Annotated in this window: 32 protein-coding genes and 1 tRNA gene; 23 read left to right on the top strand and 10 right to left on the bottom strand. The window is 34.6% G+C overall.

All coding sequences use genetic code 11. The features are described 5' to 3' along the window. The first annotated feature begins 135 nt into the window (after positions 1–135). Positions 136–861, top strand: a complete 726-nt coding sequence (locus tag C4F50_RS20200) for a hypothetical protein (protein ID WP_194140456.1) — start codon at positions 136–138, stop codon at positions 859–861. Positions 862–884: 23 nt separating this feature from the next. On the opposite strand, the gene C4F50_RS20195 is transcribed toward C4F50_RS20200, so the two are convergent. Next, positions 885–1199, bottom strand: a complete 315-nt coding sequence (locus tag C4F50_RS20195) for an aminoacyl-tRNA hydrolase (RefSeq protein ID WP_194140455.1) — start codon at positions 1197–1199, stop codon at positions 885–887. 183 nt (positions 1200–1382) lie between these two features. Here C4F50_RS20195 and C4F50_RS20190 point away from each other — a divergent pair, with 183 nt between their 5' ends. Both C4F50_RS20190 and C4F50_RS20185 read left to right on the top strand, forming a co-directional pair. Continuing rightward, positions 1383–1799, top strand: a complete 417-nt coding sequence (locus C4F50_RS20190) for a very short patch repair endonuclease (protein WP_194140454.1) — start codon at positions 1383–1385, stop codon at positions 1797–1799. Further along, a complete protein-coding gene (locus C4F50_RS20185; protein WP_194140453.1) occupies positions 1799–3022 on the top strand; it encodes a restriction endonuclease in 1224 nt (407 codons plus the stop codon). The genes C4F50_RS20190 and C4F50_RS20185 overlap by 1 nt, the downstream gene beginning before the upstream one ends. Here C4F50_RS20185 and dcm read toward each other — a convergent pair. After that, on the bottom strand, positions 3006–4001 hold the full coding sequence (gene dcm / locus C4F50_RS20180) for a DNA (cytosine-5-)-methyltransferase (protein ID WP_194140452.1): 996 nt from the start codon (positions 3999–4001) through the stop codon (positions 3006–3008). The two genes, C4F50_RS20185 and dcm, sit on opposite strands and share 17 nt — an antisense overlap. Before the next feature lie 375 nt (positions 4002–4376). Here dcm and C4F50_RS20175 point away from each other — a divergent pair, with 375 nt between their 5' ends. Beyond that, the gene (locus C4F50_RS20175; protein WP_194140451.1) at positions 4377–4595 is read left to right on the top strand and encodes a hypothetical protein; all 219 of its coding nucleotides are present in this window, start codon (positions 4377–4379) and stop codon (positions 4593–4595) included. A 34-nt stretch (positions 4596–4629) separates the two neighbouring features. Here the strand turns inward: C4F50_RS20175 and C4F50_RS20170 are convergent, their stop codons facing one another. Further along, positions 4630–5220, bottom strand: coding sequence for a riboflavin synthase (locus tag C4F50_RS20170; protein ID WP_194140450.1), 591 nt, complete (start codon positions 5218–5220; stop codon positions 4630–4632). A gap of 57 nt (positions 5221–5277) precedes the next feature. Between C4F50_RS20170 and pdxA the strand changes: the two genes are divergently transcribed. From pdxA to C4F50_RS20110, 12 genes are all read left to right on the top strand, one after another. Continuing rightward, positions 5278–6327 carry a 4-hydroxythreonine-4-phosphate dehydrogenase PdxA gene (gene pdxA, locus C4F50_RS20165; protein WP_194140449.1) on the top strand — a complete coding sequence of 350 codons (1050 nt, stop codon included), beginning with the start codon at positions 5278–5280 and terminating at the stop codon, positions 6325–6327. 105 nt (positions 6328–6432) lie between these two features. Continuing rightward, the gene (locus tag C4F50_RS20160) at positions 6433–6975 is read left to right on the top strand and encodes a YceD family protein (protein ID WP_194140448.1); all 543 of its coding nucleotides are present in this window, start codon (positions 6433–6435) and stop codon (positions 6973–6975) included. Positions 6976–6984: 9 nt separating this feature from the next. Next, on the top strand, positions 6985–7179 hold the full coding sequence (gene rpmF / locus C4F50_RS20155; RefSeq protein WP_008465217.1) for a 50S ribosomal protein L32: 195 nt from the start codon (positions 6985–6987) through the stop codon (positions 7177–7179). Positions 7180–7351: 172 nt separating this feature from the next. Then, complete coding sequence (locus C4F50_RS20150) at positions 7352–8350, top strand: beta-ketoacyl-ACP synthase III (protein ID WP_194140447.1); 999 nt, start codon at positions 7352–7354, stop codon at positions 8348–8350. A 23-nt stretch (positions 8351–8373) separates the two neighbouring features. Further along, positions 8374–8862: an acetyl-CoA carboxylase biotin carboxyl carrier protein gene (gene accB / locus C4F50_RS20145; protein WP_194140446.1), complete on the top strand. Its 489-nt coding sequence runs from the start codon at positions 8374–8376 to the stop codon at positions 8860–8862. A 108-nt stretch (positions 8863–8970) separates the two neighbouring features. Then, complete coding sequence (gene accC / locus C4F50_RS20140) at positions 8971–10320, top strand: acetyl-CoA carboxylase biotin carboxylase subunit (RefSeq protein WP_194140445.1); 1350 nt, start codon at positions 8971–8973, stop codon at positions 10318–10320. A gap of 493 nt (positions 10321–10813) precedes the next feature. After that, the gene (locus C4F50_RS20135; RefSeq protein ID WP_194140444.1) at positions 10814–11110 is read left to right on the top strand and encodes a hypothetical protein; all 297 of its coding nucleotides are present in this window, start codon (positions 10814–10816) and stop codon (positions 11108–11110) included. A gap of 82 nt (positions 11111–11192) precedes the next feature. After that, complete coding sequence (locus tag C4F50_RS20130; RefSeq protein ID WP_194140443.1) at positions 11193–11489, top strand: hypothetical protein; 297 nt, start codon at positions 11193–11195, stop codon at positions 11487–11489. A 28-nt stretch (positions 11490–11517) separates the two neighbouring features. Continuing rightward, on the top strand, positions 11518–11808 hold the full coding sequence (locus tag C4F50_RS20125) for a hypothetical protein (RefSeq protein ID WP_194140442.1): 291 nt from the start codon (positions 11518–11520) through the stop codon (positions 11806–11808). 17 nt (positions 11809–11825) lie between these two features. Continuing rightward, positions 11826–12119, top strand: coding sequence for a PepSY-like domain-containing protein (locus tag C4F50_RS20120; RefSeq protein WP_194140441.1), 294 nt, complete (start codon positions 11826–11828; stop codon positions 12117–12119). Between the two features lie 13 nt (positions 12120–12132). Beyond that, entirely contained in the window at positions 12133–12429 is a 297-nt protein-coding gene (locus tag C4F50_RS20115; RefSeq protein WP_194140440.1) for a PepSY-like domain-containing protein, read from the top strand. A gap of 128 nt (positions 12430–12557) precedes the next feature. Further along, positions 12558–13910: a sigma-54-dependent transcriptional regulator gene (locus C4F50_RS20110; RefSeq protein ID WP_194140439.1), complete on the top strand. Its 1353-nt coding sequence runs from the start codon at positions 12558–12560 to the stop codon at positions 13908–13910. A 9-nt stretch (positions 13911–13919) separates the two neighbouring features. Here the strand turns inward: C4F50_RS20110 and C4F50_RS20105 are convergent, their stop codons facing one another. Both C4F50_RS20105 and C4F50_RS20100 read right to left on the bottom strand, forming a co-directional pair. Then, positions 13920–16367: a sensor histidine kinase gene (locus tag C4F50_RS20105; protein ID WP_194140438.1), complete on the bottom strand. Its 2448-nt coding sequence runs from the start codon at positions 16365–16367 to the stop codon at positions 13920–13922. Positions 16368–16542: 175 nt separating this feature from the next. Further along, positions 16543–18444 (bottom strand): S9 family peptidase, encoded by a 1902-nt coding sequence (locus C4F50_RS20100; RefSeq protein WP_194140437.1) that lies wholly within the window; start codon positions 18442–18444, stop codon positions 16543–16545. A gap of 200 nt (positions 18445–18644) precedes the next feature. Between C4F50_RS20100 and C4F50_RS20095 the strand changes: the two genes are divergently transcribed. From C4F50_RS20095 to C4F50_RS20085, 3 genes are read left to right on the top strand one after another with little or no spacing between them, the layout of a single operon-like run. Further along, a complete protein-coding gene (locus tag C4F50_RS20095; RefSeq protein WP_194140436.1) occupies positions 18645–19757 on the top strand; it encodes an NAD(P)/FAD-dependent oxidoreductase in 1113 nt (370 codons plus the stop codon). A gap of 4 nt (positions 19758–19761) precedes the next feature. Further along, complete coding sequence (mtgA, locus tag C4F50_RS20090; protein ID WP_194140435.1) at positions 19762–20544, top strand: monofunctional biosynthetic peptidoglycan transglycosylase; 783 nt, start codon at positions 19762–19764, stop codon at positions 20542–20544. After that, positions 20528–21490 (top strand): lipid A deacylase LpxR family protein, encoded by a 963-nt coding sequence (locus tag C4F50_RS20085; RefSeq protein WP_194140434.1) that lies wholly within the window; start codon positions 20528–20530, stop codon positions 21488–21490. The genes mtgA and C4F50_RS20085 overlap by 17 nt, the downstream gene beginning before the upstream one ends. 317 nt (positions 21491–21807) lie before the next feature. Here C4F50_RS20085 and C4F50_RS20080 read toward each other — a convergent pair whose 3' ends face one another. The 4 genes from C4F50_RS20080 to C4F50_RS20065 form a co-directional block, all read right to left on the bottom strand. Then, complete coding sequence (locus C4F50_RS20080; RefSeq protein WP_194140433.1) at positions 21808–22203, bottom strand: helix-turn-helix domain-containing protein; 396 nt, start codon at positions 22201–22203, stop codon at positions 21808–21810. Positions 22204–22329: 126 nt separating this feature from the next. After that, entirely contained in the window at positions 22330–22899 is a 570-nt protein-coding gene (locus tag C4F50_RS20075) for a hypothetical protein (protein ID WP_194140432.1), read from the bottom strand. Positions 22900–22966: 67 nt separating this feature from the next. Continuing rightward, positions 22967–23527: an SMI1/KNR4 family protein gene (locus C4F50_RS20070; protein ID WP_194140431.1), complete on the bottom strand. Its 561-nt coding sequence runs from the start codon at positions 23525–23527 to the stop codon at positions 22967–22969. Between the two features lie 81 nt (positions 23528–23608). After that, on the bottom strand, positions 23609–24634 hold the full coding sequence (locus C4F50_RS20065) for an oxidoreductase (protein WP_194140430.1): 1026 nt from the start codon (positions 24632–24634) through the stop codon (positions 23609–23611). A 182-nt stretch (positions 24635–24816) separates the two neighbouring features. Between C4F50_RS20065 and C4F50_RS20060 the strand changes: the two genes are divergently transcribed. After that, complete coding sequence (locus tag C4F50_RS20060; RefSeq protein WP_194140429.1) at positions 24817–24993, top strand: hypothetical protein; 177 nt, start codon at positions 24817–24819, stop codon at positions 24991–24993. Positions 24994–25171: 178 nt separating this feature from the next. Here C4F50_RS20060 and C4F50_RS20055 read toward each other — a convergent pair. Then, positions 25172–25245 (bottom strand) — tRNA-Ala (locus C4F50_RS20055). Positions 25246–25348: 103 nt separating this feature from the next. Between C4F50_RS20055 and C4F50_RS20050 the strand changes: the two genes are divergently transcribed. The 3 genes from C4F50_RS20050 to C4F50_RS20040 all read left to right on the top strand — a co-directional run bounded on the left by C4F50_RS20050 (position 25349) and on the right by C4F50_RS20040 (position 26841). Then, positions 25349–26113, top strand: a complete 765-nt coding sequence (locus C4F50_RS20050) for an enoyl-CoA hydratase/isomerase family protein (RefSeq protein ID WP_194140428.1) — start codon at positions 25349–25351, stop codon at positions 26111–26113. Positions 26114–26179: 66 nt separating this feature from the next. Beyond that, a complete protein-coding gene (locus tag C4F50_RS20045) occupies positions 26180–26356 on the top strand; it encodes a hypothetical protein (protein WP_194140427.1) in 177 nt (58 codons plus the stop codon). 32 nt (positions 26357–26388) lie between these two features. After that, on the top strand, positions 26389–26841 hold the full coding sequence (locus C4F50_RS20040; RefSeq protein WP_194140426.1) for a 6-pyruvoyl trahydropterin synthase family protein: 453 nt from the start codon (positions 26389–26391) through the stop codon (positions 26839–26841). Positions 26842–26881 lie beyond the last annotated feature (40 nt).

Genomic DNA, 26881 nt, shown 5'->3' with positions numbered 1-26881 from the left:
TTACAGTGATGTAGAGGCTTTTTTGTTGGAGCGAAATTATTTTGTAATAATATTCTATCAATAAAGTGTATTTTTACTGTTGCAATCATAGTACGTTTTTCTAAAGAACTATCTGTATTTGATCTAGTAAAAACTATGAAGTTAAAACAAAAAGACAACAGCTATTTCATCACTTTAAAAAAGGATTTTGAGGGAAGCATTGTGAATCTTGTTTTTGTAAAACAAGCGTTTGATTTTGCTTTCGAAATGACTTATGGAGAAGGTTTTCATCGAATTAAAAGATCCGGCGGGCAAGTGGACCGGACACCATTGGAAATTTTTCAAAATACTTTTCAAGGAAAATTAGCAGAAATGGTACTGTATGAAAATCTGAAACGTCATCCTATTGAAGTGGAAGAGCCAGACTTTAGTATTCATGGAAAAGGAATTTGGGACGAAGCAGATCTAAAAGCAAACGGGAAATTTATTTGCGTAAAGTCGGCCGCGTTTTTTTCTAATTTACTGCTTCTCGAAACCAAAGATTGGAATTCAGAAGGAAAGTATATTCCAAATCAGGATATTTCGAAAACAGCGGTCTACGATTTTTTTGTTTTGGTTCGAATGAAACCTGATATAAAAAATATTTTAAAAGCGGTTTTTGAAACTAAAGAAAATTTATGGCAAGAAATCCAGAAATCCATTTGGCTGTATGATATTCCAGGCTGCGGTTCTATAAATACAATTCGGTATGTGATTGAAAATAAATTTGTTATTCCTAAAAATGCTTTGCTGAATGGTAAAACTAAAATGGATGCTGAAAATTATTACATACAAGCTGCTGCTTTACATCATTTAGAGGATTTGTATGCTAATCTGAAGTAAAAAACAGCTTGAATTAGTTTTGTTTAGTTGTGATTGGGTGTCCACATTTTTAAAAATTTAAACATTTTAGAATATTCTTCTCTTGGTGAAAAAACAATGCAGACTTCCTGATTGTCTAACGAGGATTCTGTTAAGATTAAATGGTCCAATTCTTTTTGGGCATTTTCAAATTCTTTGTCTGTTACAGAACAAACTACTTTTTTAAATATCCCATTGATCCATTGCTGCATGTTTTCGGTATGTTCAAATTTTCTAAAACACGCCAATGAAGCATGTGCCGCGATAACAGGAACGAGCTTGTCCGGAGTGTTTTGTTTTACTAAAATGTACATTTTCATAATTTAGGTTTTAATTGGGCTCAGGTCTAACTTTTGGATTTGTATGAGGATCAGTATAGGCTTTATTGTGCAGGTAATAGAATGCATTAGAAAACGAAAATAACAATTTAGTTTTTTGAAAAGAGCGTATTTAAAAGAAAATAAAGTAAATTTAGGATTGAAGACAAATTTAATCTTAAAGAAATGGATAATTTAACTCCCGAGCAAAGGAGGAAAAATATGCAGGCCATAAAAAGCACCAATACCAAAGAAGAGGTCCGCCTTGCCAAAGCTTTATGGAAATTGGGATACCGTTATCGTAAAAACAACAAAAAGATATTTGGGAAACCAGATCTGACTTTTGCCAGTTATAAAATTGCTATTTTTATTGACAGCGAATTTTTTCACGGAAAAGATTGGGAAACGCAGCAGCTTCGTATTAAATCGAATCGCGACTATTGGATTCCGAAAATCGAACGCAATAGGAAACGTGATATTGAAGTCAATGAATATTTGCTTTCAAAGAATTGGAAAGTTTTACGGTTTTGGAGCAAAGAAATCCAAAAAGAATTAGAATCTTGCATCAAAAAAATTAGACAAGAAATCGAACTTTCAAAGTAATGTTTTTAAAAACTCAGACGAATCAAAATATAGAAAACTATACGAGCGCTTTAAAAGCAATTGGGGCGTTTTCTAATTTGTTTAGTTCTTCAGATAAGCCTTTTATTCAGTACAGAGTTGCCGAGAATGCTTTTTGTAAAGCATTTGGCGCCGAAAATCTCGCGCGTGCCGATGTAGCTTTTGATGCTGTCATTAACGGATACGGAGTCGGAATTAAAACATTTGTATTAACGGGAAGTTCTAAAATCGAAAAAATAGCCGAGTTTAATTCCAGAAGTTCAGAACTGCGATTGCTCAAAGGTTTAGACCTCGTCCAAAAACTGGCTGATTTTAGAAACCAAAGAATAGCATTTGCAGACCGGCTTTACCATACTTCAAACAGGGTTTATCACATCATCGGACGGGATAAATTCCTTATCAAAGTTTTTGAAACCAGCTATGATTTTATTGATAAAGCTTCAATTGAAATTCTGGAAGAAACAAAAAGCTCTTTAAAGTTTAAAGATGCCTTAAACGAATATAATTTTAATTTTTCTAAAAGCGTTTTGATGAAACGCTTTGTGATTCCTGAAGATTGTATCGAAATTCCTGTCGAGATACTAGAAGAACCTATAAATGTTCTTTTAGGTTTAATGGAGCCAAATGGTAAAACAAGCGTTGATTTTACAAAAGCAAAACTTCAAACGGCAATCGGACTGCTTACAGAAGAAGAATTGATTCCGTTTGTAGATTATGTGGTGCTGCCTTTGTATTCTCCAGAAGCCAAAAAGAAATCAAAAGAACCGATTGTTCCTGAAAAAAGCCAATTGAATCAATGGAACGCCGGCGGCAGAAAAAGAGATCCAGGCGAAGTTTACATTGCAATACCTTCGAAAATAAGGAGTAATGCCCCGGATTTTTTTCCAGAGAAAGACGTTGTTTTTAATCTTAAAATTCCAAACGGAAGTGTGCTCTCGGCAAAAGTTTGTCAGGACGGCAGCAAAGCTTTAATGACCAATCCGAACAAAGCACTGGCCGATTGGATGCTTCGCGATGTTTTAATGCTGCAGGAAAACGAACTGCTGACTTATGAGCAACTTAGAAAAACGGGTTACGACAGTGTCAAGATTACAAAATCGACAGATCATGAGTATTTTATAGATTTTACCAAACTCGATGCGTATGAATCTTTTATCGAAAAAATAGCAGAAACCCAAGACGGACAGTTTAAGCTTTTTCTTTAGACTTTTTCGTTTTTTTAGCTTCTGTGTTTTCAATCACTTTAAATATTTCAGATGCCAGTCTTTCAATTACCGGCATGCTTACCGAATTTCCGGCCTGCTTGTATAAATGGGAATTCGAAATCTCGGGAAGTTTAAAATCATCTGGAAAACCCTGAAATCTAAAGCATTCTCTTGGAGTCAGCTTTCTAAAACCAAAATCGGTGGTAATCAGCGGTACATTGTGTCCTCCGGTTCCCATATTAGCCGTTAAAGTAGGGCAGACACTCGATTTGTTTTCTCTAACATATTGTCTTCGAAACTGATAAATTCGATTTTTGTCTACAATAGACTCTTTCAGCATATTGTACATGTATTTGTCTTCGTGATAATAAAATTTATCATCGACTTTTTCTTTTGTAACCAGATCTTTGATGGTTTTGGTTAGATCTTCTTTTTCAGGAAAATGAAATTCAAAATTGTTATTGTTGAGGTATTTTTTGTCAAAAGCAACGATGAATATACGTTCTCTGTTGTGCGGAATGTTTCCGAAATCTTTGGTGTTTAAAACAGCACTGTCAAAAGTATAATCGCGTTTTCTGATTTCGTTTTCGATTACTTTTATAGTATTTCCTTTATCGTGTCCTTTTAAGTTTTTTACATTTTCAAGAAAAATAACTTTAGGGCGCATTTCGTCGACAAAATCTAAAATCTTAAAAAAGTGGTTCCCTCTGCTGTCTTCAAATCCTTTTCGGTAACCCGCCACAGAAAATGGCTGGCACGGAAAACCTGCGGTAAGAATATCTACTTTTTCTAATTTAGTTACATCCAGCTGCATGACATCGCCTTCAATAAGATTGTGCTTGAAATTCTTTTTATAAGTAACACATGCATTTTTGTCAAATTCATTCGCCCATTCTAATGCAAAGCCTGCATTTTTGAAACCCAAACAGATACCACCTACGCCAGCATATAAACTTCCAACTGTAAATTTGTCTTTCATGTAATTTTTCTTTTGATATTTGAATGTGAATTTGAAGGTTTTAAATTAAAAGTTTCGGGCAATTAAAACCTTTATTTTAATTTGATGCAAATATATTAATTCGTCGAGACTCTTTTGAAGTCTATTTTCATAAAAGTTTTTTTGATATAATGTAAAAAATACAGATTTGCGCTACGTAATTAATTTAAGATGATGATTTATTTTGATTATTTCTGAAAATGTTAAATTTTGCGCTAAGCTTTTTTGTTTTTAAAGTTGGATTTGTGCAAAAAACTTATACTTTTGTCAAAGAATTTCGTTAAAAAGAAGTTTTGTGCGAAATTTCAATATATGTATTTATTAACTAAGTATTCTGTTTGTCAACAGGTAGAGTTTATGAAGAAATTACAAGCCCCTTATCTATTAATTGCTTTATTATTACTAAATGTTTCTGTTGCTTCGGCGCAAGGTAGTGGTAACCCAGGTCCTCCAGGTACAGTTCCTGTAACACCGGGTACTCCAATTGATGAAAACATTGTTTTTTTAGTGATAGCAGGTACCGCTTTAGGAATTGCAGTTCTATATAAAAATAAAATAAAAAAAGCTTCAGTATAATTTGAAGCTTTTTTTATGAAAAATAAACAATTCTTTATTTGTTAATGCTGTAAAGTCTTGAGATGTATTTTCCTACGACATCAAATTCAAGATTAATTTTTGTTCCCACTTTAAAATCCTTGAAGTTGGTATGCTCATAAGTATACGGGATAATTGAGACGCTAAATTCATTTGTTTTAGAATTTACGACGGTCAGACTTACTCCATTTACGGTTATCGAACCTTTTTCTATTGTAATATTATTAAGGCTTTCGTCGTATTCAAAAGTATAATTCCAGCTTCCGTTTGCTTCTTCAATTTTAATGCAGGTTCCGGTTTGGTCTACGTGTCCTTGTACAATATGCCCGTCAAGACGATCGCCAAGTTTCATTCCTCTCTCTAGATTAACAATGTCGCCTGCTTTCCAATCGCCGATATTGGTTTTCAAAATAGTTTCTTCAATAGCCGTTACGGTATAAAAAGAGTCTTTTATTGCTACAACCGTAAGGCATATTCCGTTATGCGAAACGCTTTGGTCAATTTTTAATTCGTTGGTAATCGAGGAGTCCACTGTAACATGAAGATTGTTTTGATCTTTTTGTATTTCGTGAATCCCTCCGAGTGTTTCTATAATTCCTGTGAACATTATGGTTTTATTTTACTAAATTTGCACATCAAAATTAGTAATAAATCCCCTGAGCACATGAATAAAAAAGCAGAAAATATAATTGTTGGAATTTCAGTTGGAGATCTTAACGGTATTGGAAGCGAAGTTATCTTGAAAACATTTGAAGATTCTCGGATGTTAGAGATGTGTACGCCTGTTATTTTTGCAAATGCTAAAATACTTTCTTTTGTTAAAAAAAGCTTCACTTCGACTGTACAGTTTCATGGGGTTGAAAAATTAGATCAGGTTTTACCGGGAAAAGTAAATGTCTTAAATCTTTGGAGAGAAGGTGTGGATATTAATTTTGGAAAAAATGATGAAAAAATTGGAGAATACGCCATAAAATCTTTTACAGCAGCAACCAAAGCGTTAAAAGACGGAGACATAGATGTCTTGGTTACGGCACCAATTAATAAATACAACATCCAGTCAGAAGATTTTAAATTCCCTGGACATACCGATTATTTGGATCAGCAATTAGAGGGCAATGCGCTTATGATGATGGTTCAGGATAATTTAAGAGTAGGTTTGATTACAGATCATGTGCCGCTCAATGATGTGGCTTCTCATTTAACAGAGGAATTGATTACGAAGAAAATAGAAACAATCAAAAAATCTTTGATCGAAGACTTTAGTATCGTTAGGCCTAAGATTGCTGTTTTAGGAATAAATCCGCATTGCGGCGACGGCGGAGTGATAGGAAAAGAAGATGATTTGATTTTAAAGCCGGTTTTGAAAAAAATATTCGATGCTGGAACAATGGTTTTTGGACCGTTTCCTGCAGATGGTTTTTTTGGAAGTTCACAATACGAGAAATACGATGCCATTGTGGCCATGTATCACGACCAAGGTTTAATTCCGTTCAAAACACTCTCTTTTGGTAAAGGAGTTAATTATACAGCGGGTTTAAGTAAGGTAAGGACTTCTCCAGATCACGGCACAGCCTATGATATTGCTGGAAAAGATATGGCAGATTACAATTCGTTTAAAGAAGCAGTTTATCTTGCAATCGATATTTTTCGCTCGCGTAATCAGTATGAGGAGATTAGCCAAAAACCTCTTAAAATAAAAGAAAAACAGTTATAAACAAAAAAAGGTGAATAAGATTATTAGATTTATAATAATTTTATATCTTTGCACCCCAATTCAGATATCTAGTTTTAGAACTGAATTGTTCAAATCGATATTGAAATGAGCAAATTAAAAGAATTTTTAATTCCTTTCGTAGGATTAAAACTAGGGAAACACCATTTTGAGTATCAGATAAATAATGAGTTCTTTGAGAACTTTGATTATCACGAATTTCAAAATTCGGATATTAAAGTAAATTTAGTTTTAGACAAGAAGAGCACTATGCTTGAGTTAGATTTTAAGCATAAAGGGACCATAAATGTGCCTTGCGATCTTACAAGCGAAGATTTTGATCTTCCTATAAAAGGAAAAATGAAGTTGATTGTTCGTTTTGGAGAAGAATTTAATAATGACAATGAGGAGTTATTAATTTTACCTCATGGAGAATTTGAGATAGACGTTTCGCAGTATGTTTACGAAATGATTGTACTCTCTGTTCCATCAAAACGGATTCATCCAGGAGTAAAAGACGGAAGTCTGCAGACCGAAGCCTTAAATAAACTGAATGAATTAAGAGTCAAAGAAGAAAAAGTAGAGAATAAAGAAGAAGAAGATATTGACCCGCGTTGGGAAAAATTAAAGAAACTATTAACGGATAAATAATATAGTAAAATGGCACATCCTAAGAGAAAAACCTCGAAAACAAGAAGAGATAAGAGAAGAACACATTACAAAGCTACTGTAGCTCAAATCGCTACATGTCCAATTACTGGAGAAGCACATTTATACCACAGAGCTTACTGGCATGAAGGTAAAATGTACTACAGAGGACAAGTTGTGATCGATAAATCTGAAGCGGTTGCTTAATACGTTTTTCTAAATTATACTAGAACTCTCACTTCGTGAGAGTTTTTTTTGTTGGTTATAATTTTTGTTTTTTAAGAAAATATAGACAAATTCGCTTCGTTTTTTTTTGTAATTTTCGAGTCTTTTAAAAATTTTTCAAATAGAAGTATTTGAAAGGAAATAATAGAATATAATGAATACAATCACAGCCGCAATTACCGCTGTTGGAGGCTACGTTCCAGACTTTGTGCTTTCAAACAAAGTTCTAGAAACCATGGTCGATACGAATGACGAATGGATTACCACTCGTACAGGTATTAAAGAAAGAAGAATTCTTAAAGATGCTGATAAAGGAACATCGTACCTTGCTATAAAAGCAGCACAAGATTTAATAGCCAAAGCTAATATTGATCCGCTTGAGATTGATATGGTTATAATGGCTACTGCAACACCAGATATGATGGTAGCTTCTACGGGAGTTTATGTTGCAACAGAAATTGGAGCTGTTAATGCATTTGCATACGATTTACAAGCGGCTTGTTCAAGTTTCTTGTACGGAATGTCTACTGCTGCTGCTTATGTGCAGTCTGGACGTTACAAAAAAGTACTTTTAATTGGTGCAGATAAAATGTCTTCTATCGTTGATTACAAAGATAGAGCGACCTGTATTATTTTTGGCGATGGAGCTGGTGCAGTTCTTTTTGAACCAAATTATGAAGGGCTGGGGCTTCAAGACGAATATTTAAGAAGTGATGGTGTAGGACGCGATTTTCTTAAAATTCCGGCAGGAGGTTCTTTGATCCCGCCGACTGAAGAGACTGTTAGAAACAGACAGCACAATATCATGCAGGACGGAAAAACCGTTTTCAAATATGCTGTAACGAATATGGCAGATGCAAGCGAATTGATTTTGCAAAGAAACAATCTAACAAATCAAGATGTTGATTGGTTAGTGCCGCATCAAGCTAATAAACGTATCATTGATGCTACAGCTGGAAGATTAGAACTTGAAGAAGAAAAAGTATTGGTTAATATCGAAAGATATGGTAATACCACTTCTGGAACTCTTCCTTTAGTGTTAGCTGACTTTGAAGGTAAGTTTAAAAAAGGAGATAATGTTATTTTTGCTGCATTTGGTGGTGGATTCACTTGGGGATCTATTTACTTAAAATGGGCTTACGATAAGAAATAAATTAAAACTAAAAACGAATCATTATGGATTTAAAAGAAATTCAAAACCTAATCAAATTTGTTGCAAATTCGGGCGTTGCAGAGGTGAAGTTGGAAATGGATGATGTGAAAATCACGATTAGAACAACTCTAGAAACAAATGTAACTGAAGCTACTTACGTGCAGCAATTACCTGCTCAACAAGCATTGCCTCAGGCAGTAGTTCCGCAAGTTACTGCTCCAACAGTTGTAAATGTTACTCCAGAAGCTCCTGCAGCGACTAACGATTCTAAATATGTTACTATAAAATCTCCAATTATTGGTACTTTTTATAGAAAACCATCTCCAGACAAACCAGTTTTTACAGAAGTTGGCAGCACAATCGCTAAAGGAGATGTTCTTTGTGTAATTGAAGCAATGAAATTATTCAACGAAATCGAATCTGAAGTTTCTGGTAAAATTGTAAAAATTCTTGTTGACGATATGTCTCCTGTAGAATTTGACCAGCCTTTATTCTTAGTTGACCCATCATAAATAAATTTAGATTTTAGATTTTAGATTTTAGAATGGTTCGCAGAGAATTTTGTTAATCATCTAAAATTATCTAATTATCAAATTGTCTAATTATCTAATTAAAATAAGATGTTTAAAAAAATATTAATTGCGAATAGAGGAGAAATTGCACTTCGTGTGATTCGTACCTGTAAGGAAATGGGAATTAAAACTGTTGCAGTTTACTCTACAGCCGACGCAGAAAGTTTACATGTTAAATTTGCTGATGAAGCGGTTTGTATTGGTCCTCCTCCGAGTAACTTATCGTATTTGAAAATGTCAAATATTATTGCAGCTGCAGAAATTACAAATGCAGATGCAATTCATCCAGGTTATGGATTTCTTTCTGAGAATGCTAAATTCTCGAAAATTTGTCAAGAGCACGGAATCAAATTTATTGGTGCGGCTCCTGAAATGATTGACAGAATGGGTGATAAAGCTTCTGCAAAAGCTACAATGAAAGCTGCAGGAGTTCCTTGTGTACCTGGTTCAGACGGATTGTTAGAGTCTTTTGAACATGCACAAAAAACAGCTAAAGAAATTGGCTATCCAGTAATGATGAAAGCTACCGCTGGTGGTGGTGGAAAAGGAATGCGTGCTATCTGGAAAGAAGATGAGCTTTTGAAAGCTTGGGAAAGTGCACGTCAGGAAGCAGCTGCAGCGTTTGGAAATGACGGTATGTACATGGAGAAGCTTATTGAAGAACCACGTCACATCGAAATTCAGGTTGTTGGAGATGCTTACGGTAAAGCCTGCCACCTTTCTGAAAGAGATTGTTCTGTACAACGTCGTCACCAAAAACTAACAGAAGAAACTCCTTCTCCTTTTATGACAGACGAACTTCGTGCAAAAATGGGTGAAGCTGCTGTAAAAGCCGCAGAATTTATTAAATACGAAGGAGCTGGAACAGTAGAATTCTTAGTTGACAAACATAGAAACTTCTACTTTATGGAGATGAATACTCGTATTCAGGTAGAGCACCCGATTACAGAACAAGTTATTGATTATGACTTGATTCGTGAGCAGATAATGGTTGCAGCAGGAATTCCGATTTCTGGTAGAAACTATCTTCCAGAATTACACGCTATCGAATGTCGTATTAATGCAGAAGATCCTTACAATGATTTTCGTCCTTCACCAGGAAAAATTACTACGCTTCATATGCCGGGAGGTCACGGAGTACGTTTAGATACTCACGTATATTCTGGTTACAGCATTCCGCCAAATTACGATTCGATGATTGCAAAGTTAATTACAACAGCGCAGTCTCGTGAAGAAGCAATCAGTAAAATGAGAAGAGCTTTGGATGAGTTCGTAATTGAAGGTGTGAAAACTACAATACCTTTCCACAGACAATTAATGGATGATCCAAAATATATAGCAGGAGATTATACAACTGCATTTATGGATACTTTCAAAATGAATCCAATAGAGGAATAATATAAAGGCTGTCAATTTTGACAGCCTTTTTTTTTATTTCCAAGTTCGTATAAAAGCATGTAATGTTCCGTTAGGAACAAATCGTCGGTAGACGGATGAAATCCGATGTTAAAAAGATTTTGTTTGAATAGTGTTCGATAGGAGCAATTGATTCGTAATTGAGAACATTAACATCGCGCAAAAATTCACGACGAAAAAAATCGAATCAAATTAAACGTTCCTATGGAACGAATCTCTACAAACGGTAAATCGAATCTGTCGACGAAACATTTCTACGGAATGAAAAAAACCGAAGTAAACACAATTTGTGTTTACTTATTACACACTTTTCCTGCCATTTACACACTTTTTTGATTTTTAGTGTTTTAATCAATTTTCCGCCAATCCTTTTAAATATAGGCTTTTGCATGGTTTGGCACAGTTCTTTTCTTTTACGGCATAATAATTTCATTACTTAAAGCGTAAACAACTATTAATCTTAAATATATACGTTATGAAAAATTTATTTTTATCAGCCGCAATTGTCTTAGGAAGTTTAACTTCATTCGCTTCAACTACACAAGTAAATAATACAATCGTAAAAACGATTTCTATTGAAGACGAATACACTGAAATTAAATTAGAAGAATTACCAGCTCCAATTACTGAGTCTTTGAAAAAAGCATATCCAGATGCAGTAATTACAAAAGCATATAAAAACGAAAAATCAGAGTACAAACTAGACGTTACTGTTGGTGACAAAGTTGGAAATCTTTTCGCTAATGCAGACGGAACTTGGATTCAAAAATAATCAAGTAGTAATCGAAGATTCGATATGAAAATTCAAATCAAGAATACTAAGATTAAATTAACAATATTAAAATACAACTATCATGAAAAATTTATTTCTATCAGCCGCAATCGTTTTGGGAGGTTTAACATCATTTGCTTCAACTTCGCCAATTTCAAATACAATCGTTAAAACAATTTCTGTTCAAGACGACTATACAGAAGTTAAAGTAGTAGAAGTTCCAGTTGCTGTAACTGATGCTCTTAAAAAAGCGTATCCAGATGCAGTTCTGACAAAAGCTTTTAAAAACACAAAATCCGAGTACAAGCTTGAAGTTACTGTTGGAGATAAAACAGGAAATCTTTATGCTAACGCAGACGGAACATGGATTAAAAAATAATAACAACTAACCCTTAAAAACTATTACTATGAAAAAGTTAATCTTATCGGCAGCAATTGTTTTAGGCAGTTTGTCGATGCATGCAGAAACCACTGTTGTTCCTAACCAAATGTTACAAACAGTTAATGATCAGGATGGATATAAAGAAGTAGATGGAGTTCCAGCAGCTGTAAAAAAATCTTTAGATGATGCTTATCCTGGTGTAGTGCTTGAAAAAGCATGGGTAAATGATAAAAAAGAGTACAAAATTGAGGTAACCGTTCGAGGAGAAAAATCGATCGTTTACACTGATGCTGCGGGTAAAATTCTACAGAAATAATTTTAAACCACTATATTATGAAAAAGTTAATCTTATCAGCGGTGATTGTTTTAGGAAGTTTGTCGATTCATGCGGCGGTTCCAACAGCAATTCCAGTAACTCAGTCAGTATTTGTCCAAGATGGATATACTGAAGTTGCTCTAGACGCAGTTCCTGCTGCAGTAAAATCTACAATAGAAAAATCTTTCCCGAATACTAAGCTTGATAAAGCTTATAAAAACGATAAAGACCAATACAAATTGGAAATTTCTACTGGCGACAAAAAGTATACTGTATTTACAGATGCTTCAGGAAATATCGTCAAAAAATAAATAAAACAGCATTATGAAAAATCTAATCTTATCAGCAGCAATTTTATTAGGGATGATGTCAATTGATGCCAATGCATCGACTCATGCTAAAGAAATTAAAACTAGTATTTCTGTGCAGACAGAATATACAGAAGTTACTGCAGATGCTGTGCCTGCAGCTGTAAAAACAGCTTTGCAGACTGCTTATCCAGGAGCAAAATTGGATAAAGCATTTGTTAACGAAAAAAAAGAGTATAAACTCGAAATATCAGTTGGAGACCAAAAGGCTACTGTTTACTCAGATGTCAATGGTAACTGGTTGAAAATATAATTAGGTGAATTTAGATTTATGTTTTTGGTGAAAAAGAGATTGCGACGTGCAATCTCTTTTTTTTTTGATAATTTTATGAAAAGACAAGTTTAATAGTATTATTTTAGCAAAAAAGTCACTAAAAGCAAATGCCAAAGATATTATTGATAGAAGACGACATCGCGTTTTGTAAATTATTAGAAAAATTTCTAGTTAAAAAAGCGTACGATGTATCCATTGCGTTCTCTGCTGCAGAAGCACGTGTTGCGGTTAAAAACGAATCATTTGATTTGATTTTGACAGATCTTCGTCTGCCTGATTCTGATGGTATCGGATTGATGTCTGAATTTAAAAATGCTTATCCTCATATTCCTGTGATCTTAATGACAGGATATTCTGATGTAAATACTGCTGTTAAGGCAATTAAAAATGGTGCGGCAGATTATATCTCAAAACCATTTAATCCAGATGAAGTTCTGCTGGTTATTACCAATGCCTTGCAGACACCTCAAACAGAAGAAGAGGAAGAAGTTCCTGTCAAACAAAAAAAAGCCGTTAAAAAACAAACCTCTGGCGAAAATGAATTTGTAAGAGGAATTTCTGTGGCTTCTAAAAAACTGCTTGACCACATTCAATTGGTAAGTCCGACCGATATGTCCGTTTTGATTATCGGCGAAAGCGGAACTGGAAAAGAAATTATTGCCAAAAGTATTCATCAGCAGAGTAATAGAAAGAACAATAATTTTATTGCGGTAGATTGCGGTGCAATTCCGAAAGAATTGGCAGCAAGTGAATTCTTCGGGCATTTAAAAGGATCTTTTACCGGAGCAATCAGCGATAAAATGGGTTATTTTGAAGCGGCAAATGGAGGGACTTTGTTTTTGGATGAAATAGGAAACCTTTCTTACGAAAATCAAATCCAGCTTTTGAGAGCGCTTCAAGAACGAAAAATTAAACCCGTTGGGAGCAATAAAGAAATAAACGTCGATATACGCATTATTACGGCGACAAACGAAGATTTACGCGAGGCAGTAAAAAACGGCGATTTTAGAGAAGATTTATACCATAGAATCAACGAATTCTCTATTCAGTCTCCATCATTAAAAGATCGTGATGAAGATTTAATGGTTTTTGCAGATTATTTTCTTGAAAAAGCCAATCAGCAATTGAATAAAGAAATCATCGGTTTTTCTCCAGAAGTGGTTTCGATATTTCAAAATTACAATTGGCCTGGAAATTTACGCGAATTACAAAACTGTGTAAAACGCGCAACACTTTTATCTCGAGGGGATTTTATAGAAAGCGATGTCCTGCCGGCAGAATTTTTCCAGATTCAGAAACAAACAGCAAACAGCAGTTTTTCATTGTCTGATAATGAAAAAGAAGCCATTATTCATGCCTTGTCAAAAGCGCAGAATAATAAATCGGAGGCCGCAAAATTGCTTAAAATCACTAGAAAGACACTTTACAATAAATTGAAACAATACAATATCGAACAATAAGTGTCTGCCTTACAGTAACTCTTGTTTCAACGATTCAAATAAAACAGCTGTTTTGATGATCAGATCTTTGTAAATAGCAGGCAGTTGACTGATTTTATATTCGTCTTTTTCAATTTTTTTCAAAGTTTCGCCAATTTCCCTTGCTTCAATTTGTTTGAACATAGGTGCAATTCGATGCGCTATAGATTTGATTTCTTCGATGTTTTTCTCCTCAATAGCCGTTTCCAAAAGCTCTAGGTTTTCGATACTGCTTTCAATAAAAGATTTTATAACTTCTTTTAAGGCACTTTCGTCATGACCCAAAAAGTCTTTTAAGGTTTCTAGAGAATACAATTGCAAAGAGTTTGTTTCTTCGATTTCATTTATTTCAACATCTGGCAATTCTTCATTATCCAAAATATGCTGAATGGTTTCTAATAAAATTTTTGGAGAATAAGGTTTTTTGACCACCGTCGTAAAACCGGCTTCTTTATAAATAGAAAGTTCCAGATCTGTTCTGCCGGTAAGCGCAATTACAGGCTGATTTTTGAAAGGAATGTTAGGATTATTTTTTAAATTTTCTAAAAATGAAAAGCCGTCAACTTCCGGCATTTGAATGTCTGTAATCACAAAATCAAAAGCGGTGTTCTCCATTGTTTCTAATGCTTTTGACGCACTGCTGAAAGCCAATACCTGATGATTTTCTTGTCTTAAAACACCGCTGGTTAAATTAAGCAGATTGATGTCGTCGTCAACCACTATAAAAGTTTGTTTTTTGGTGTTTTTGTACAACGGCTTTTTAGCCTCTACAGGAGTGGCGGTTGCTGTGATACTGTGGTCAAATAATAACGGAAGCTGGATATTGAAGGTGCTTCCTTTTCCGAAAGTACTGTCCAGACTCAATTTTCCTCCCAAAATAGAAATAATCTTCTGGCAGATTGACAATCCTAAACCTGTCCCGCCGTATTTTTTTTCGATGCCCTCATTTGCTTGTGCAAACTCTTCAAAGACCAATTTCTGATTTCCTTTTTCAATTCCGATTCCCGTATCTTCTATCGAAATGGTAAAGAACTGATTGTCATTCGCGAAAGCGGTGATTTTTATATGACCTTCTTCGGTAAATTTATAGGCATTCCCGATAATATTGGTCAGAATTTGTTTTAAACGAAAAGGATCTCCCACAATTCGCTTGTTCAATTCTTCATCAACAGTAATAATCAGATCAATATTTTTCTGTTTGTAAACAGTCTGAATATTTTTGGCAACATCGTCTATGATTTCAGGAAGTAAAAACGGTACTTTTTCGATTGCAATTTTACCGGCTTCTATTTTCGAAAAATCCAATAAATCCTGAACCAGCTGTGTAATATATTCCGACGAATTTTTGATGTTTTTAATAAAATATGCCTGCTTTGTATTGATGTCTGAGTTGCCTAATAATTCAGAATATCCCACAATTGTGCTCAAAGGTGTTTTTAAATCGTGGCTGACTGTTGAGATTAGCTGTTCACGGCTCTTTAGTAAATTTTTAGTTTTGAAATTGGCAATTTCGAGTTGTTTTTTATAAAGATGTGATTTCGAATAATCGCTCACAATTAATATCGAAAAGAAGATAGTCAATAATAAACCAATCACAGCAGAAGCCGTAACAATTTCATTGATTCTTTTTAATGATTTTTCTTTTAATGAATTGTTTTTTATGGAATTATTGATGATTTCACGTTCAATAATTCGAAGGACTTTTCTAAGCTGATCTGAAATTGCGATTTCATTCTGAAGTAATTTGTTTTCTTCAAAGTTTAGAGATTCTTTCTTTTTTTCGGCTTTCAGTTTTACGGAGCTTAAAAGCTTTTTCGAATTTGCTAAAATAGAATCCGAGGCTTTTTTGCTTAGGGTATTCGTACTGTCGTCAGGAATGTTTTGATTTAAATAATCTACATAGCGTTGTAATACGCCGCGTTGATAAGTTCCGAGTTGATTAGGGTTCTTAGTGAAATCTTCTAATTCAAGTTTTCGCAGATTAAACTCCATTTTTGTAATTTCATCAATGGCATTGTTTACAGAAGTTTCGTCATCAGCTTTGTTTTTAATTTCTCTTAACTGTTTGATGTTTTCTATTTTTTCTGAAAGCAGAAAAGAAACGGTATCCAAAAGTGACCTTTGATAATCTGTAGAAGCAATTTGTTTTAAACTGTCAATTCGCAGACGGAGAGAGTCGCTTTCGATAAGATATTTTTTAAAATCTTTTGGAGAATTGGTCTGAATCGTTTGTCGTGCCAGACCTTCTGTTTTATATACATTCGAGAAAAGTTTGCTGACTCTTAAAATTTTGGTTTTTTCAAGCGCAATTTTATCTTCGAGTTTGTTGTAAACTACATATTCTGAATATAAAAACCATCCTACAGTTACCACCAAAGCTAATAAAGCAACATAACTGAATAAAACTTTGAGTGCGGTATAACTTCTTTTGGTTTCCATATTTTAATGTAGATATTTGGGATTTCGGCTTTTATAAATTATCGCAATTTATCTAAAAAAATCTATTTTATAAACAGTAGATGTACGTAATTATGTTACATAATTGCTATGTTTTCAAAATAAAACAGCCGTAAATTGTATAAATCTACGGCTGTTTTTTGTTTTAAAAAATTGATTATAAAGTCTCGTCTAACCATTTAAAGAATTCTCCCTGCCAGACTTGTGCATTTTGAGGATGCAGCACCCAGTGATTTTCGTCTGGAAAATAAACAAATCTACTTTTGATTCCTCTTAACTGCGCTGCCTGAAAAGCTTCCTGTCCTTGTCCGATTGGTACACGGTAATCTTTTCCGCCTTGGAAAATCAAAATCGGTTTATTCCAGTTCTGAACCAAAGTTGCAGGATTGAAGATGGTGTATGCTTTTTGAGCCACAGCATTATCTTTTTCCCAGTACGCACCGCCAAAATCCCAGTTGTTAAAGAAAACTTCTTCTGTAGTTCCCAGCATACTTACCGTATTGAAAACACCGTCGTGCGCAATAAAAGTTTTGAAACGGTTTTTATGAATTCCAGCTAAGTAAAACACAGAGTAACCACCGTAACTTGCACCAACACATCCTAAACGGGTTTTGTCAACATACGATTCTTTGGCCACATCATCAATTGCAGAAAGGTAATCGTCCATAACCTGTCCGCCCCAATCTTTACTGATTTGTTCATTCCATTCAACACCATGACCCGGCATGCCGCGGCGATTTGGTGCCACAACCACATAACCTTTAGCAGCCATCAATGAGAAATTCCAACGGAAAGAATACGATTGTGTCAAGGGAGATTGTGGTCCTCCTTGGCAGAATAATAAAGTTGGATATTTTTTTGAAGCATCAAAATTTGGAGGCAAGATTACCCAAACCAACATTTTTTTGCCGTCAGTAGTCGTAACGTAGCGTTTTTCTGTTTTGCTCAACGCTAAAGTTTTGTACGTTTCGGTATTTACGTTTGATAATTGTTTCCAAGTGTTTTTCTTCAAATTATAAGAAAAAATTTCGCCCGCATGGTTCATATCAGTTCTTGTGGCAATGATATCATCTCCGGCAAAACCAACCAAATCATTAACATCAAAATCACCATTAGTCAATTGACGCACCGTAATTGCAATTCTTGTTAATCCTGGAAAATTAACTGTAAAAAGTTGTTTTGTTCCGTCAACCGGAGCAACAAAAAATACATTTTTCCCGTCTTTACTCCAGATAAAATTACCTACAGTTCCGTCCCAGTTTGCTGTTAAGTTTTGTTTGATGCCTTTAAACTCAACAATAATATCGTTTTTGTCAGACTCATATCCATCACGTTTCATTTGCAGCCAAGAAAGATTTCCAGTTGGCGAAAATTGTGGCGCTGTATCATAACCTAAATTATCTTCGGTTCTGTTTGTCGTTTTTTGAGTTTCTAAATTGTACTCATAAATATTGGTGTCTGTAGAAGTAGCATAAGCAGTTCCCGCTTTTTTCTTGCACACATAAAAAATGCTTTTGCTGTCTGGCGACCAGATATAATCTTCGTCACCGCCAAAAGGTTTCTGCGGAGAATCAAAAGTTTCGCCTTTTAAAATGTCGATTCCCTTTGCACCGTCTTTATTTTCTTTATAAAAAACATGATTAAATTTTCCTTCGTTCCAAGTATCCCAATGACGGTAATCTAAGCCGTCGTAAATTTGAGCATCCGATTTGGTCAGGTTTGGATAAAAATCTTTTCCTAAAACTTTTTCGATTTTTACTTCTTCATTATAAACCAAAAATTTTCCGTCAGGCGAAACATTTTTGTCAGCCAAAATAGCTTTTGTGTCTTTAATTTCAACTGCATTTCCTCCCGTAACAGGAATGGTATACAATTTAGAAGTCGATTTATTTTCTTCTACAGAAGGAGTAGAAACTTTAAAAACGATATTTTTTGCATCTTTAGAAATTCCAAGAGGTGTTACTCTTCCTAATTTCCATAACAATTCTGGCGACATTACATTCTGTCCAACAGCGTTTAAACCCATCATTATTAAAGTTGTTAATAATACTTTTTTCATAATAAAAATTCTATTTTTTGTGACGCTAAAAATACAACAATTAAATTCCAATTAGTTAAATTCCAAATTCCAAAAATTGTTAAAATTCGGTAAAAGTTTTTCCGCGACGAATTCACGAATTTTATTCCTAACGATTGCCAAAAAATAATTCGTGAATTCGTGGCGAATAAAAAATCATTATTTTTATAAAAAACTGTAATATGGAACTTAGTTATTGGGAACTTAAAAATTGGTTTACAAATGTAGATTACACAATCGTCGGCAGCGGTATCGTTGGTTTGCATACAGCTTTACGCTTGCGCGAAAGATTTCCTGCAGCCAAAATTCTAGTTTTAGAACGCGGTGTTCTGCCGCAGGGAGCCAGTACCAAAAATGCTGGTTTTGCTTGTTTTGGAAGTCTGTCTGAAATTCTGGAAGATTTAAAAACCCATACAGAAGACGACGTTGCAGCTTTGATCGAAAAACGATGGAAAGGTTTGCAATTACTTAGAAAAAACCTAGGAGATACTGCCATCGATTTTAAACCTTACGGCGGTTATGAATTGTTTTTGAAAGACGACGAATTGGGGTTTAATGATTGTGTCTCGAAAATTCCCTTTATTAACGAAGTTTTAAAACCGCTTTTTAAGGCTGATGTTTTTTCTAAAGAAATAGACCGATTCGGATTTCAAAATACCCACGAATATTTGATTTTTAATCCGTTTGAAGCGCAGATTGATACCGGAAATATGATGCAGGAACTAATGAGAAAAGCCGTTTCTGCCAATATTTTAATTTTAAACCAGCAAACCGTCACGTCTTTTTCAGATTTTGGAAACCAGGTCGAAGTGGTTTTGAATGATTTTAGTTTTAAAACTCAAAAATTGCTTTTTGCAACCAATGGTTTTGCAGGCAAGCTCACCAATGATGCGGTTAAACCTGCAAGAGCACAGGTTTTAATTACAGAACCGATTTCAAATCTTGATATCAGAGGTACTTTTCACCTTGATCGCGGTTATTATTATTTTAGAAACATTGACAATAGAATTTTGTTAGGGGGCGGCAGAAACCTAGATTTTGAAACGGAAACAACCACAGAATTTGGACAGACGAAAATTGTTCAAAATAAATTGGAAGATTTGCTGAAAAATGTAATTTTACCAAATCAGAATTTTCAGATAGCGCACCGTTGGAGCGGTATTATGGGAATCGGAAATAGTAAGAATCCTGTTGTCTCGCAACTTTCTGAAAACGTGTTCTGCGGTGTACGTTTAGGCGGTATGGGAGTAGCAATAGGAAGTTTAATAGGAACAGAATTAGCAGATTTAATATAATAAAATGGCAGCACCCAAAAAAACAGTACCAAAAAAAACAACTACCAATAAGCCAAAACCGGCTGCAAAGAAAAAATCGAATCGAAGTTTAGGCGAAAAAATAAAATGGTTTTTCATCAAAGCGGCTTTGTGGTTTTTTGGAGTTTCGATTGGTTCGGTAATCTTTTTTAAATACGTACCAGTACCGTTTACTCCTTTGATGGTGATTCGTGCCATAGAAAATAAATGGGCAGGGAAAGAGGTTTATTTTGACCACGACTGGGAACCGATTGAAAAAATTTCTATGAATTTGCAAAAAGCGGTAATCGCCAGTGAAGACGGAACTTTTTTAACGCATAATGGTTTCGATTTTAAAGCACTTCAAAAAGCTTATAAAAGCAACGAGCGCGGCCGTAGAATTCGCGGCGGAAGTACCATTTCGCAGCAAACAGCCAAAAATGTGTTTTTGTGGCAGGGTAAAAGTTATTTCCGTAAAGGACTTGAAGCGTACTTTACCGTTTTGATCGAGATTATCTGGGGCAAAGAACGTATTATGGAGGTGTATCTAAACAGTATCGAAATGGGTGACGGTGTTTACGGCGCTTATGCCGCAACAGAACACTGGTACCGTAGAGATGCATCTAGTTTAACACCAATGCAGGCGGCGGGAATTGCAGCGATTCTGCCAAATCCTAGAAAATTTAAAGCTACAGGATCATCCAGTTATATTAATAGAAGAAAAGAAAGAATTGTTCGCGAAATGCGTTACGTTGGAAAAAAAGTCAATTATAATGGGAAAGAGAAGTAAAAAAACGCTTTTTGCTTTTCTAATATTGACCGTAACGTTGACTTTTGGACAAGGAAAAACTTCTGAAATTGGTTTTATTACCGATAATGATTTGTACACATCGTCTAAAAACGACATGTATTATACGAATGGATTAGAGCTTTTTTATCGTTATTTATCCAAGAATGATAATCCGAAAATCAATAAAAAGATAACCGAATTTCGTATCGGGCAGTATCTATATAATCCGAGATTTATAAACGAAGCAGCGGTAGAAATTAACGACAGGCCTTTTGCGGGGTATCTTTTTGCCGAAGCAGGAAGAAGCTTTTTCTATCAAAGCGAATCGGTTTTGAAGACTGATTTTCAAGTTGGTTTTGTCGGTCCAAATGCATTGGGCCAGGATCTGCAGGAAGGATTTCATAAAATTATTGGTTACAAAAAAGTCTATGGCTGGGAAAACCAAATTCATAACGCTTTAGGTTTGCAGGCCCATGTACTGTATTCTAAAAAAATGTTTCCCGCCAAACACAACGATTTTCTAGACCTGCATTTTCAGTCTGAAGCCAATTTGGGAACCATTTTCACTGGAGTTTCAACAGGATTTTTAGCACGAATTGGTTTTAAAAAATTGCTTCCGATCTACGATTCTAATCTGCATGATGCGTCTGTAAGTTCAGAAGCGCAGTTTAATGTGCGTGAATTTTATTTCTATGCGATGCCAAGTGTTAATTATCAATTTTATGATGCGACGATAGAAGGCAGCATGTTTAACGATACAAGTCCAGTTACTTTTGAATTGGAACCGCTTCGATTTAATGCCGAATTTGGTTTGAAGTATCGTTATAACAATTTTAATATTTCGTATTCTTTTTTATACCGAGGCAGAGAATTAAAAGATCCAGGAATTGATACTAATACGGGCTATTTTTATGGATCAATTCGAATGGGATTTTTGTTGAGGTAATGTTTTGCCACAAAGGCGCAAAGACGCAAGTTTTTTTTGAATAGATAAAATTTAACTTATTCAATATTTTAGATTATAAAAAATGAATTGCCTCCAGTTTTAACTGGAGGTTTATATTTTTAGAACCGTATGGCTTTAGCCGAAAAATCAATTTGGCTAAAGCCTTTTTGTTAAAATTACTTTTTACCTCCAGCTAAAGCTGGAGGCAATTCATAGAATAAATTTGTCAAAGTTTTAAACTTTGACAAAGGTGTAATTGCGTAAAAAAAAGCCGTTTCTTTTTAGAAATGGCTTTTGTGTTATAATGAATTGAAAAATTATTTCTCTTTCAAAAATTTCTCCAAATATTCCACTTTATCTTTCTCCGCCTGAACCAAACGCTCATAAAGTTCTACAACTTTATCAAGAGGATTAAAATTACAAACAGCACCATTGGCAAAATTTCCAAAATTTCCATGACTGTCTGTGAATGTATTAAAATAATTAATCACATTTTCGTCCGAGAAATTTTTAATAGCTTCTGCAGTTACACCAAGCGCTTTTGCAATTTCGACAAGTTTTGCCTCATCAATAGTTTCGCTGTTTTCTATTGCAGAAATAGCTTGTTGATTTGTCCCTAAAGCCTGCGCTAAAGCTTCTTGTTTCATATCGCGAAGTTCACGAATACGGCTTATTTTTCGCCCTATATGATTTTGTTTTGTTGCTGTGCTCATAATTCAAAGGTATTCAAAATTTGGTTACAAAATAGCCTCTCGTAAAAAACAGGTTTTTGAAGTAAATTACAATTTCATTCTATTTTGGAGCAGAACAAAAATACAATTTTTCATACAATTAAATAATTAATCCAAATTATCTAAATCCATTTCCTCGGCCAGCTGATCCCATTTTTTGTTGAGAAAATCTTTGGTTTGTTCTACAAATTTTGAATCAATATCCTTTAAAACCTGTACTTTCGGACTCAAAATCGCTTTTCCGTTTTCAAAATAAATATAAGCATTCACGCCGTCATCGCCCCAAAAGAAAGGAAAAACAACGGCATAATTTTCAGTACTTTCAATTACGTATTTTTCAAGACTGATGATAAAAGCAAACATCGGAATCATTTCGACATAATTTTCGCTAAAAAACATCATTCCCCAATGCCATTCTTCTGTAGTTTCGTCGTAATCAGAAAAAGCCATTGCTTCGGGATAATCGATCCAGCCGTTTATAACTTCTTGATTATTGTGGTCGTTATAAGTGCGAAGTAATTCTTTAGTTAAAACAGATTTAGAATACATTTTTCGGCTTTCCCAAAAATCTAACCAATTTTGATTTAATTCTGGTTCTTCAAGCGGACTGTTTAAGAATTTCTCTAATTGCGTTTTTGTGATCTTGACTTTGCAGTATAATGAGCTTAATTCAGACATGATTTAAGTTTTGTTCGTTGTTATTTTTATTGCAGATAAACTTTGTTATTTGATTTTTTATGAAACCTTAATCCCAACGGCTTAAATTTCCTTCGGCTCTTTCAAAAAGTTCTTCGAGAACATTTTCAAGAGATCTTTTAGGAAGACCAGATTCTAAAAGTTTAAGCAATTGATTTTTAGTCTTTCCAAGATTATCTTGATGACAATACAAATTCATGAAATTGCCATTTTTATCGAAAATTACATACTCGCCGCTTTCATAATTATCTTCTTCGGCCACGATCCAGCCGATGCAAGGGAAAGCTTTGTTTATTTTATCAGTTTCTTCTTCCGTAAGCAGTTCGTATTCTTGAAATTCAGGTCTGTCATTTCCCCAAAAAGCAATAATCATATCGATAATTCCGGTAGAATTATGTTGAAGTGATTCTCTTTCCTGAATCTGATTAATGAAATTTTCTGGAGAAAAAATGTGAAAGATTTCATCTGATTCTATACCGCCGATGGTTTTATAAAAAGTGACTAATTCTTGTGGAATAGGCTGAGAAAAATAAGCTGTTAAAGTTTGTATTTCTTCGTTTGATGCCGGAGCAGCTTCTTGAATTTCATCATATTCAAGTTCGCATGACATAAGACGGTTTTTAATTTCTTGCATTGTATTATTATAATTTTGTAATTGGAATTTGAAATTTGGAATTGGAAATTTCAACCTTTAATGACGATTATCACATTGAATGTAAATTTCTTCTTTTGATTTGTCGATCAATGAAATTACCGGACAGCCAAATGATTCGTAAAGAAAACCAAAAACAACAGGCGGTTTGTCTTTAAAAAGTTTGCCCGTATATTGCTCAATGATGTTGTCTGGATTTTGATAATTTAATGGAGAAGGAGAAGTGCCTTCGCTTTGGCTGTATAATTTTTCAAGAATAATATCTTTTGTTTCGGGATTGAGGATAAGCAGACGACGTGCAAAAACTTCTTTCCTGCTGTCTAGATAATCTTGTATGAAATAGTGAAAACTGTTGTTTTTGTAAAAATACATACTACCCAAAGAGGTATTTTTCAGTAGTTTTCTATCTTCATTTTTTAAAGGTTTGGACGGAAATTCTGCACTGGTCATTTTTTTCCATGCAATAGCAGTTAAACCTTCTGTTGAAAATGGATTTTTTTTACCCACATAAACGATTGCATCGCGATAATATTCGCTGAATCCGTTTAGTAATTCTTTGTTTATAGAAAAACCAACCATATAATCATACGGTTTATATGGCCAGTCTTCCTGAGAAGAATAACCGTTGAGTAATGCCGAAGCTTTTAGGTTTTTAATAGCAAAACGAGCCAGTTTGTTTTTGCCGTAATCATAAGCAAACAAAGAATCGTTTTCGGAAATATTAATTTTAGACAGAAATTTTTTTCGATACTTCGCTTCGAGAGTCATATATTCTGCCGATAATATTCCTCTTTCTTCTATATTGGGCAGTGCTTCGGCATCGGTTTCGTTTAAAGGATAAATATCAGACAACGAAACAAAAGCGACATCACTGCTGTCTTTTGGCATAATTGTAAATAAGTTGATGCTTTCTTTTCTTGGAGTTTCTTGATCGGTTATGGAGTCTTTTTCGATATTTTCGACAGGAGCGGGAAGGTCTTCAACGCTTTGATTTTCTTGTTTTTTAGTGCAGGAAAATAGTAAAAGAAATGAAAATGTAAAAATGGAAAGAGCTTTACTATTCATAAAATGACAGTTTAATTTTGAAATTGGCTTTTAATATCTTAATCGATAAATGTAAGAAAATGATCGAAATAATAATCTCGAAAGAATACTTTTTTTATTAAGTCTCCTAATGATAAAACTCTTAACCTTTTGATAATGTGAAGTAATGTCAAAAACTTTACTTTTAATTTAAAATTAAAGTTATGGAAATCAATTGGGGAATTCTGGCGGTTGTGGCCGTGATTGTTTTGATAATAGTTGTCATTACAATTAGAAAAAATCTGCGCGAGAAAAAGAAATTGGAAGATTTGCTGAATAATGATTTTAAGAAAGCAGATAAAGATCGAGTAGACGGTGAAGACTCGGCTAATGAGAGATGATTTACAGCGTACGGTTGTTCTGATTTTTTTTGGATGTATGAACCTCTTACTACGATAAGATAGCTCCTAATGAAATTAATGAAGATAATTTTGGTTAGAACTATTTCTTTAGAAAAGCGCATCTAAAACGCATTAAAAAATAAAACCGTATCAAAATATTATTGATACGGTTTTATTGTGGAGAATACCGGATTCGAACCGGTCACCCCTTGCCTGCCAGGCAAGTACTCTAGCCAAATGAGCTAATCCCCCAATCTTTAGCAAATAAAGTCAATTATTTTTCAAAAAACAAATTTCAGATCGCTTAGTCAGAATTATTTTTCAAAAGCGTAACTTTACGTTTAAATCAATTTTTATGAGTTCAGAATATCAGAATGGTTCTTTACAGACTACTATAAAAAATACTGTGGCAACGGTGCAGTTTGGGCACCCGGCGAGTAATTCTTTTCCGAGACAATTGTTGAATCTCTTAACATTAGAAATTAATGAGTTGAGCAGGAATACGGCCATTTCGGTTATTATTCTGCAAAGCGAAGGTTCTAAAGTTTTTTGTTCTGGTGCTTCTTTTGATGAGCTTCTGGAAGTTAAAACGGAAGAGGAGGGAACTGAATTTTTTTCAGGTTTTGCCCATTTGCTCAATGGCATGCGAAGCTGTTCTAAAATAATTATCGGAAGAGTGCAGGGAAAGGCTGTTGGCGGCGGTGTCGGAATTATTTCGGCATGTGATTACGTTTTTGCAACCCCGGAAAGTGCTGTTAAACTTTCGGAATTGGCAATCGGAATTGGTCCGTTTGTAATTGAGCCTGCTGTTTCTCGAAAAATCGGTAAAGCAGCAATGACCGAAATGACGCTTTCTGCCCAAGAGTGGAAATCGGCAGATTGGGCTTTGCAGCACAAATTATATTCAGAAATTCACAGCGCCGATACATTAGATGAAACCGTAGAAAATTTTGCTCAGAAACTAAGTTCGTATAATCCAGAAGCTTTGCAAGAAATGAAAAAGATTATTTGGGAAGGCACAGAACAATGGGAATCCCTTCTTTTTGAGCGTGCCGCAATTACAGGAAAATTGGTTTTGTCTGATTTTACAAAGGCTGCATTAGTACAGTTCAAGAAATAATTTTGTATCAGATGCTGCAAGGCTTTCAAGACCTTCAAGACCTTGCAGCATTAAAATAATTTTAAAATGAAACTCATTTCATTACTTCAAAAAGTCGATGTGGCGGAGAAAATAAAAGAGGCGCCAGACAGCAGTTATCAGATTGGTGTTGTCATCGGATCTTTTATTCCTTTTGTAATTTTAATCGGTCTTGCTTACTGGATGTATAACCGTGCTAAAAAAAGAGACGAAAACGGTTATTAATTCGTAAATTTGCAACCTAAAAATGCAAATCGATGAGTAAAATCAGAATTACAAAACAATTTAATTTCGAAACTGGACACGCCTTGTACGGTTATGACGGAAAATGTAAAAACGTTCACGGACACAGTTACAAATTATCGGTTACCGTTATTGGGTCGCCAATTACAGACCGATCTAATGTGAAATTCGGTATGGTTATCGATTTTTCGGATTTAAAGAAAATTGTAAAAGAAGAAATTGTCGATCAATTTGATCACGCGACTGTTTTTAACGAAACTACGCCGCATATCGAATTGGCAAATGAACTGAAAAACCGCGGACATCATGTTATTTTGGTAGATTACCAGCCAACAAGCGAAAACATGGTGGTAGATTTTGCTCAGAAAATTGTAGCTCGTCTGCCAGAAGGAATTTCTCTTTTCTCACTTAAACTTCAAGAAACAGAATCTTCGTTTGCAGAATGGTACGCTTCTGATAATTTGTAAAAAAGTTAAAAGTGAAATGTGAAAAGTAAATTGTAAATGC

Source organism: Flavobacterium hungaricum, assembly GCF_015182285.1.
Lineage (GTDB): Bacteria > Bacteroidota > Bacteroidia > Flavobacteriales > Flavobacteriaceae > Flavobacterium > Flavobacterium hungaricum.
Note: the sequence above shows the minus strand (reverse complement) of the source record. Positions and strands in the feature narration are given on the sequence as shown.

Bases quoted from the DNA above. Each gene is read 5' to 3' on its own strand.
- accC (WP_194140445.1), top strand. From the start codon at position 8,971: ATGTTTAAAAAAATATTAATTGCGAATAGAGGAGAAATTGCACTTCGT.
- C4F50_RS20175 (WP_194140451.1), top strand. From the start codon at position 4,377: ATGAAGAAATTACAAGCCCCTTATCTATTAATTGCTTTATTATTACTA.
- C4F50_RS20105 (WP_194140438.1), bottom strand. From the start codon at position 16,367: ATGGAAACCAAAAGAAGTTATACCGCACTCAAAGTTTTATTCAGTTAT.
- C4F50_RS20195 (WP_194140455.1), bottom strand. From the start codon at position 1,199: ATGAAAATGTACATTTTAGTAAAACAAAACACTCCGGACAAGCTCGTT.
- C4F50_RS20085 (WP_194140434.1), top strand. From the start codon at position 20,528: ATGGGAAAGAGAAGTAAAAAAACGCTTTTTGCTTTTCTAATATTGACC.
- C4F50_RS20040 (WP_194140426.1), top strand. From the start codon at position 26,389: ATGAGTAAAATCAGAATTACAAAACAATTTAATTTCGAAACTGGACAC.
- C4F50_RS20060 (WP_194140429.1), top strand. From the start codon at position 24,817: ATGGAAATCAATTGGGGAATTCTGGCGGTTGTGGCCGTGATTGTTTTG.
- C4F50_RS20110 (WP_194140439.1), top strand. From the start codon at position 12,558: ATGCCAAAGATATTATTGATAGAAGACGACATCGCGTTTTGTAAATTA.
- C4F50_RS20075 (WP_194140432.1), bottom strand. From the start codon at position 22,899: ATGTCTGAATTAAGCTCATTATACTGCAAAGTCAAGATCACAAAAACG.
- C4F50_RS20080 (WP_194140433.1), bottom strand. From the start codon at position 22,203: ATGAGCACAGCAACAAAACAAAATCATATAGGGCGAAAAATAAGCCGT.
- C4F50_RS20125 (WP_194140442.1), top strand. From the start codon at position 11,518: ATGAAAAAGTTAATCTTATCGGCAGCAATTGTTTTAGGCAGTTTGTCG.
- C4F50_RS20095 (WP_194140436.1), top strand. From the start codon at position 18,645: ATGGAACTTAGTTATTGGGAACTTAAAAATTGGTTTACAAATGTAGAT.
- C4F50_RS20160 (WP_194140448.1), top strand. From the start codon at position 6,433: ATGAGCAAATTAAAAGAATTTTTAATTCCTTTCGTAGGATTAAAACTA.
- C4F50_RS20130 (WP_194140443.1), top strand. From the start codon at position 11,193: ATGAAAAATTTATTTCTATCAGCCGCAATCGTTTTGGGAGGTTTAACA.
- C4F50_RS20065 (WP_194140430.1), bottom strand. From the start codon at position 24,634: ATGAATAGTAAAGCTCTTTCCATTTTTACATTTTCATTTCTTTTACTA.
- rpmF (WP_008465217.1), top strand. From the start codon at position 6,985: ATGGCACATCCTAAGAGAAAAACCTCGAAAACAAGAAGAGATAAGAGA.
- C4F50_RS20100 (WP_194140437.1), bottom strand. From the start codon at position 18,444: ATGAAAAAAGTATTATTAACAACTTTAATAATGATGGGTTTAAACGCT.
- C4F50_RS20170 (WP_194140450.1), bottom strand. From the start codon at position 5,220: ATGTTCACAGGAATTATAGAAACACTCGGAGGGATTCACGAAATACAA.
- C4F50_RS20200 (WP_194140456.1), top strand. From the start codon at position 136: ATGAAGTTAAAACAAAAAGACAACAGCTATTTCATCACTTTAAAAAAG.
- C4F50_RS20115 (WP_194140440.1), top strand. From the start codon at position 12,133: ATGAAAAATCTAATCTTATCAGCAGCAATTTTATTAGGGATGATGTCA.
- C4F50_RS20190 (WP_194140454.1), top strand. From the start codon at position 1,383: ATGGATAATTTAACTCCCGAGCAAAGGAGGAAAAATATGCAGGCCATA.
- C4F50_RS20150 (WP_194140447.1), top strand. From the start codon at position 7,352: ATGAATACAATCACAGCCGCAATTACCGCTGTTGGAGGCTACGTTCCA.
- C4F50_RS20120 (WP_194140441.1), top strand. From the start codon at position 11,826: ATGAAAAAGTTAATCTTATCAGCGGTGATTGTTTTAGGAAGTTTGTCG.
- accB (WP_194140446.1), top strand. From the start codon at position 8,374: ATGGATTTAAAAGAAATTCAAAACCTAATCAAATTTGTTGCAAATTCG.
- mtgA (WP_194140435.1), top strand. From the start codon at position 19,762: ATGGCAGCACCCAAAAAAACAGTACCAAAAAAAACAACTACCAATAAG.
- dcm (WP_194140452.1), bottom strand. From the start codon at position 4,001: ATGAAAGACAAATTTACAGTTGGAAGTTTATATGCTGGCGTAGGTGGT.
- C4F50_RS20050 (WP_194140428.1), top strand. From the start codon at position 25,349: ATGAGTTCAGAATATCAGAATGGTTCTTTACAGACTACTATAAAAAAT.
- C4F50_RS20070 (WP_194140431.1), bottom strand. From the start codon at position 23,527: ATGTCATGCGAACTTGAATATGATGAAATTCAAGAAGCTGCTCCGGCA.
- C4F50_RS20185 (WP_194140453.1), top strand. From the start codon at position 1,799: ATGTTTTTAAAAACTCAGACGAATCAAAATATAGAAAACTATACGAGC.
- pdxA (WP_194140449.1), top strand. From the start codon at position 5,278: ATGAATAAAAAAGCAGAAAATATAATTGTTGGAATTTCAGTTGGAGAT.
- C4F50_RS20135 (WP_194140444.1), top strand. From the start codon at position 10,814: ATGAAAAATTTATTTTTATCAGCCGCAATTGTCTTAGGAAGTTTAACT.
- C4F50_RS20045 (WP_194140427.1), top strand. From the start codon at position 26,180: ATGAAACTCATTTCATTACTTCAAAAAGTCGATGTGGCGGAGAAAATA.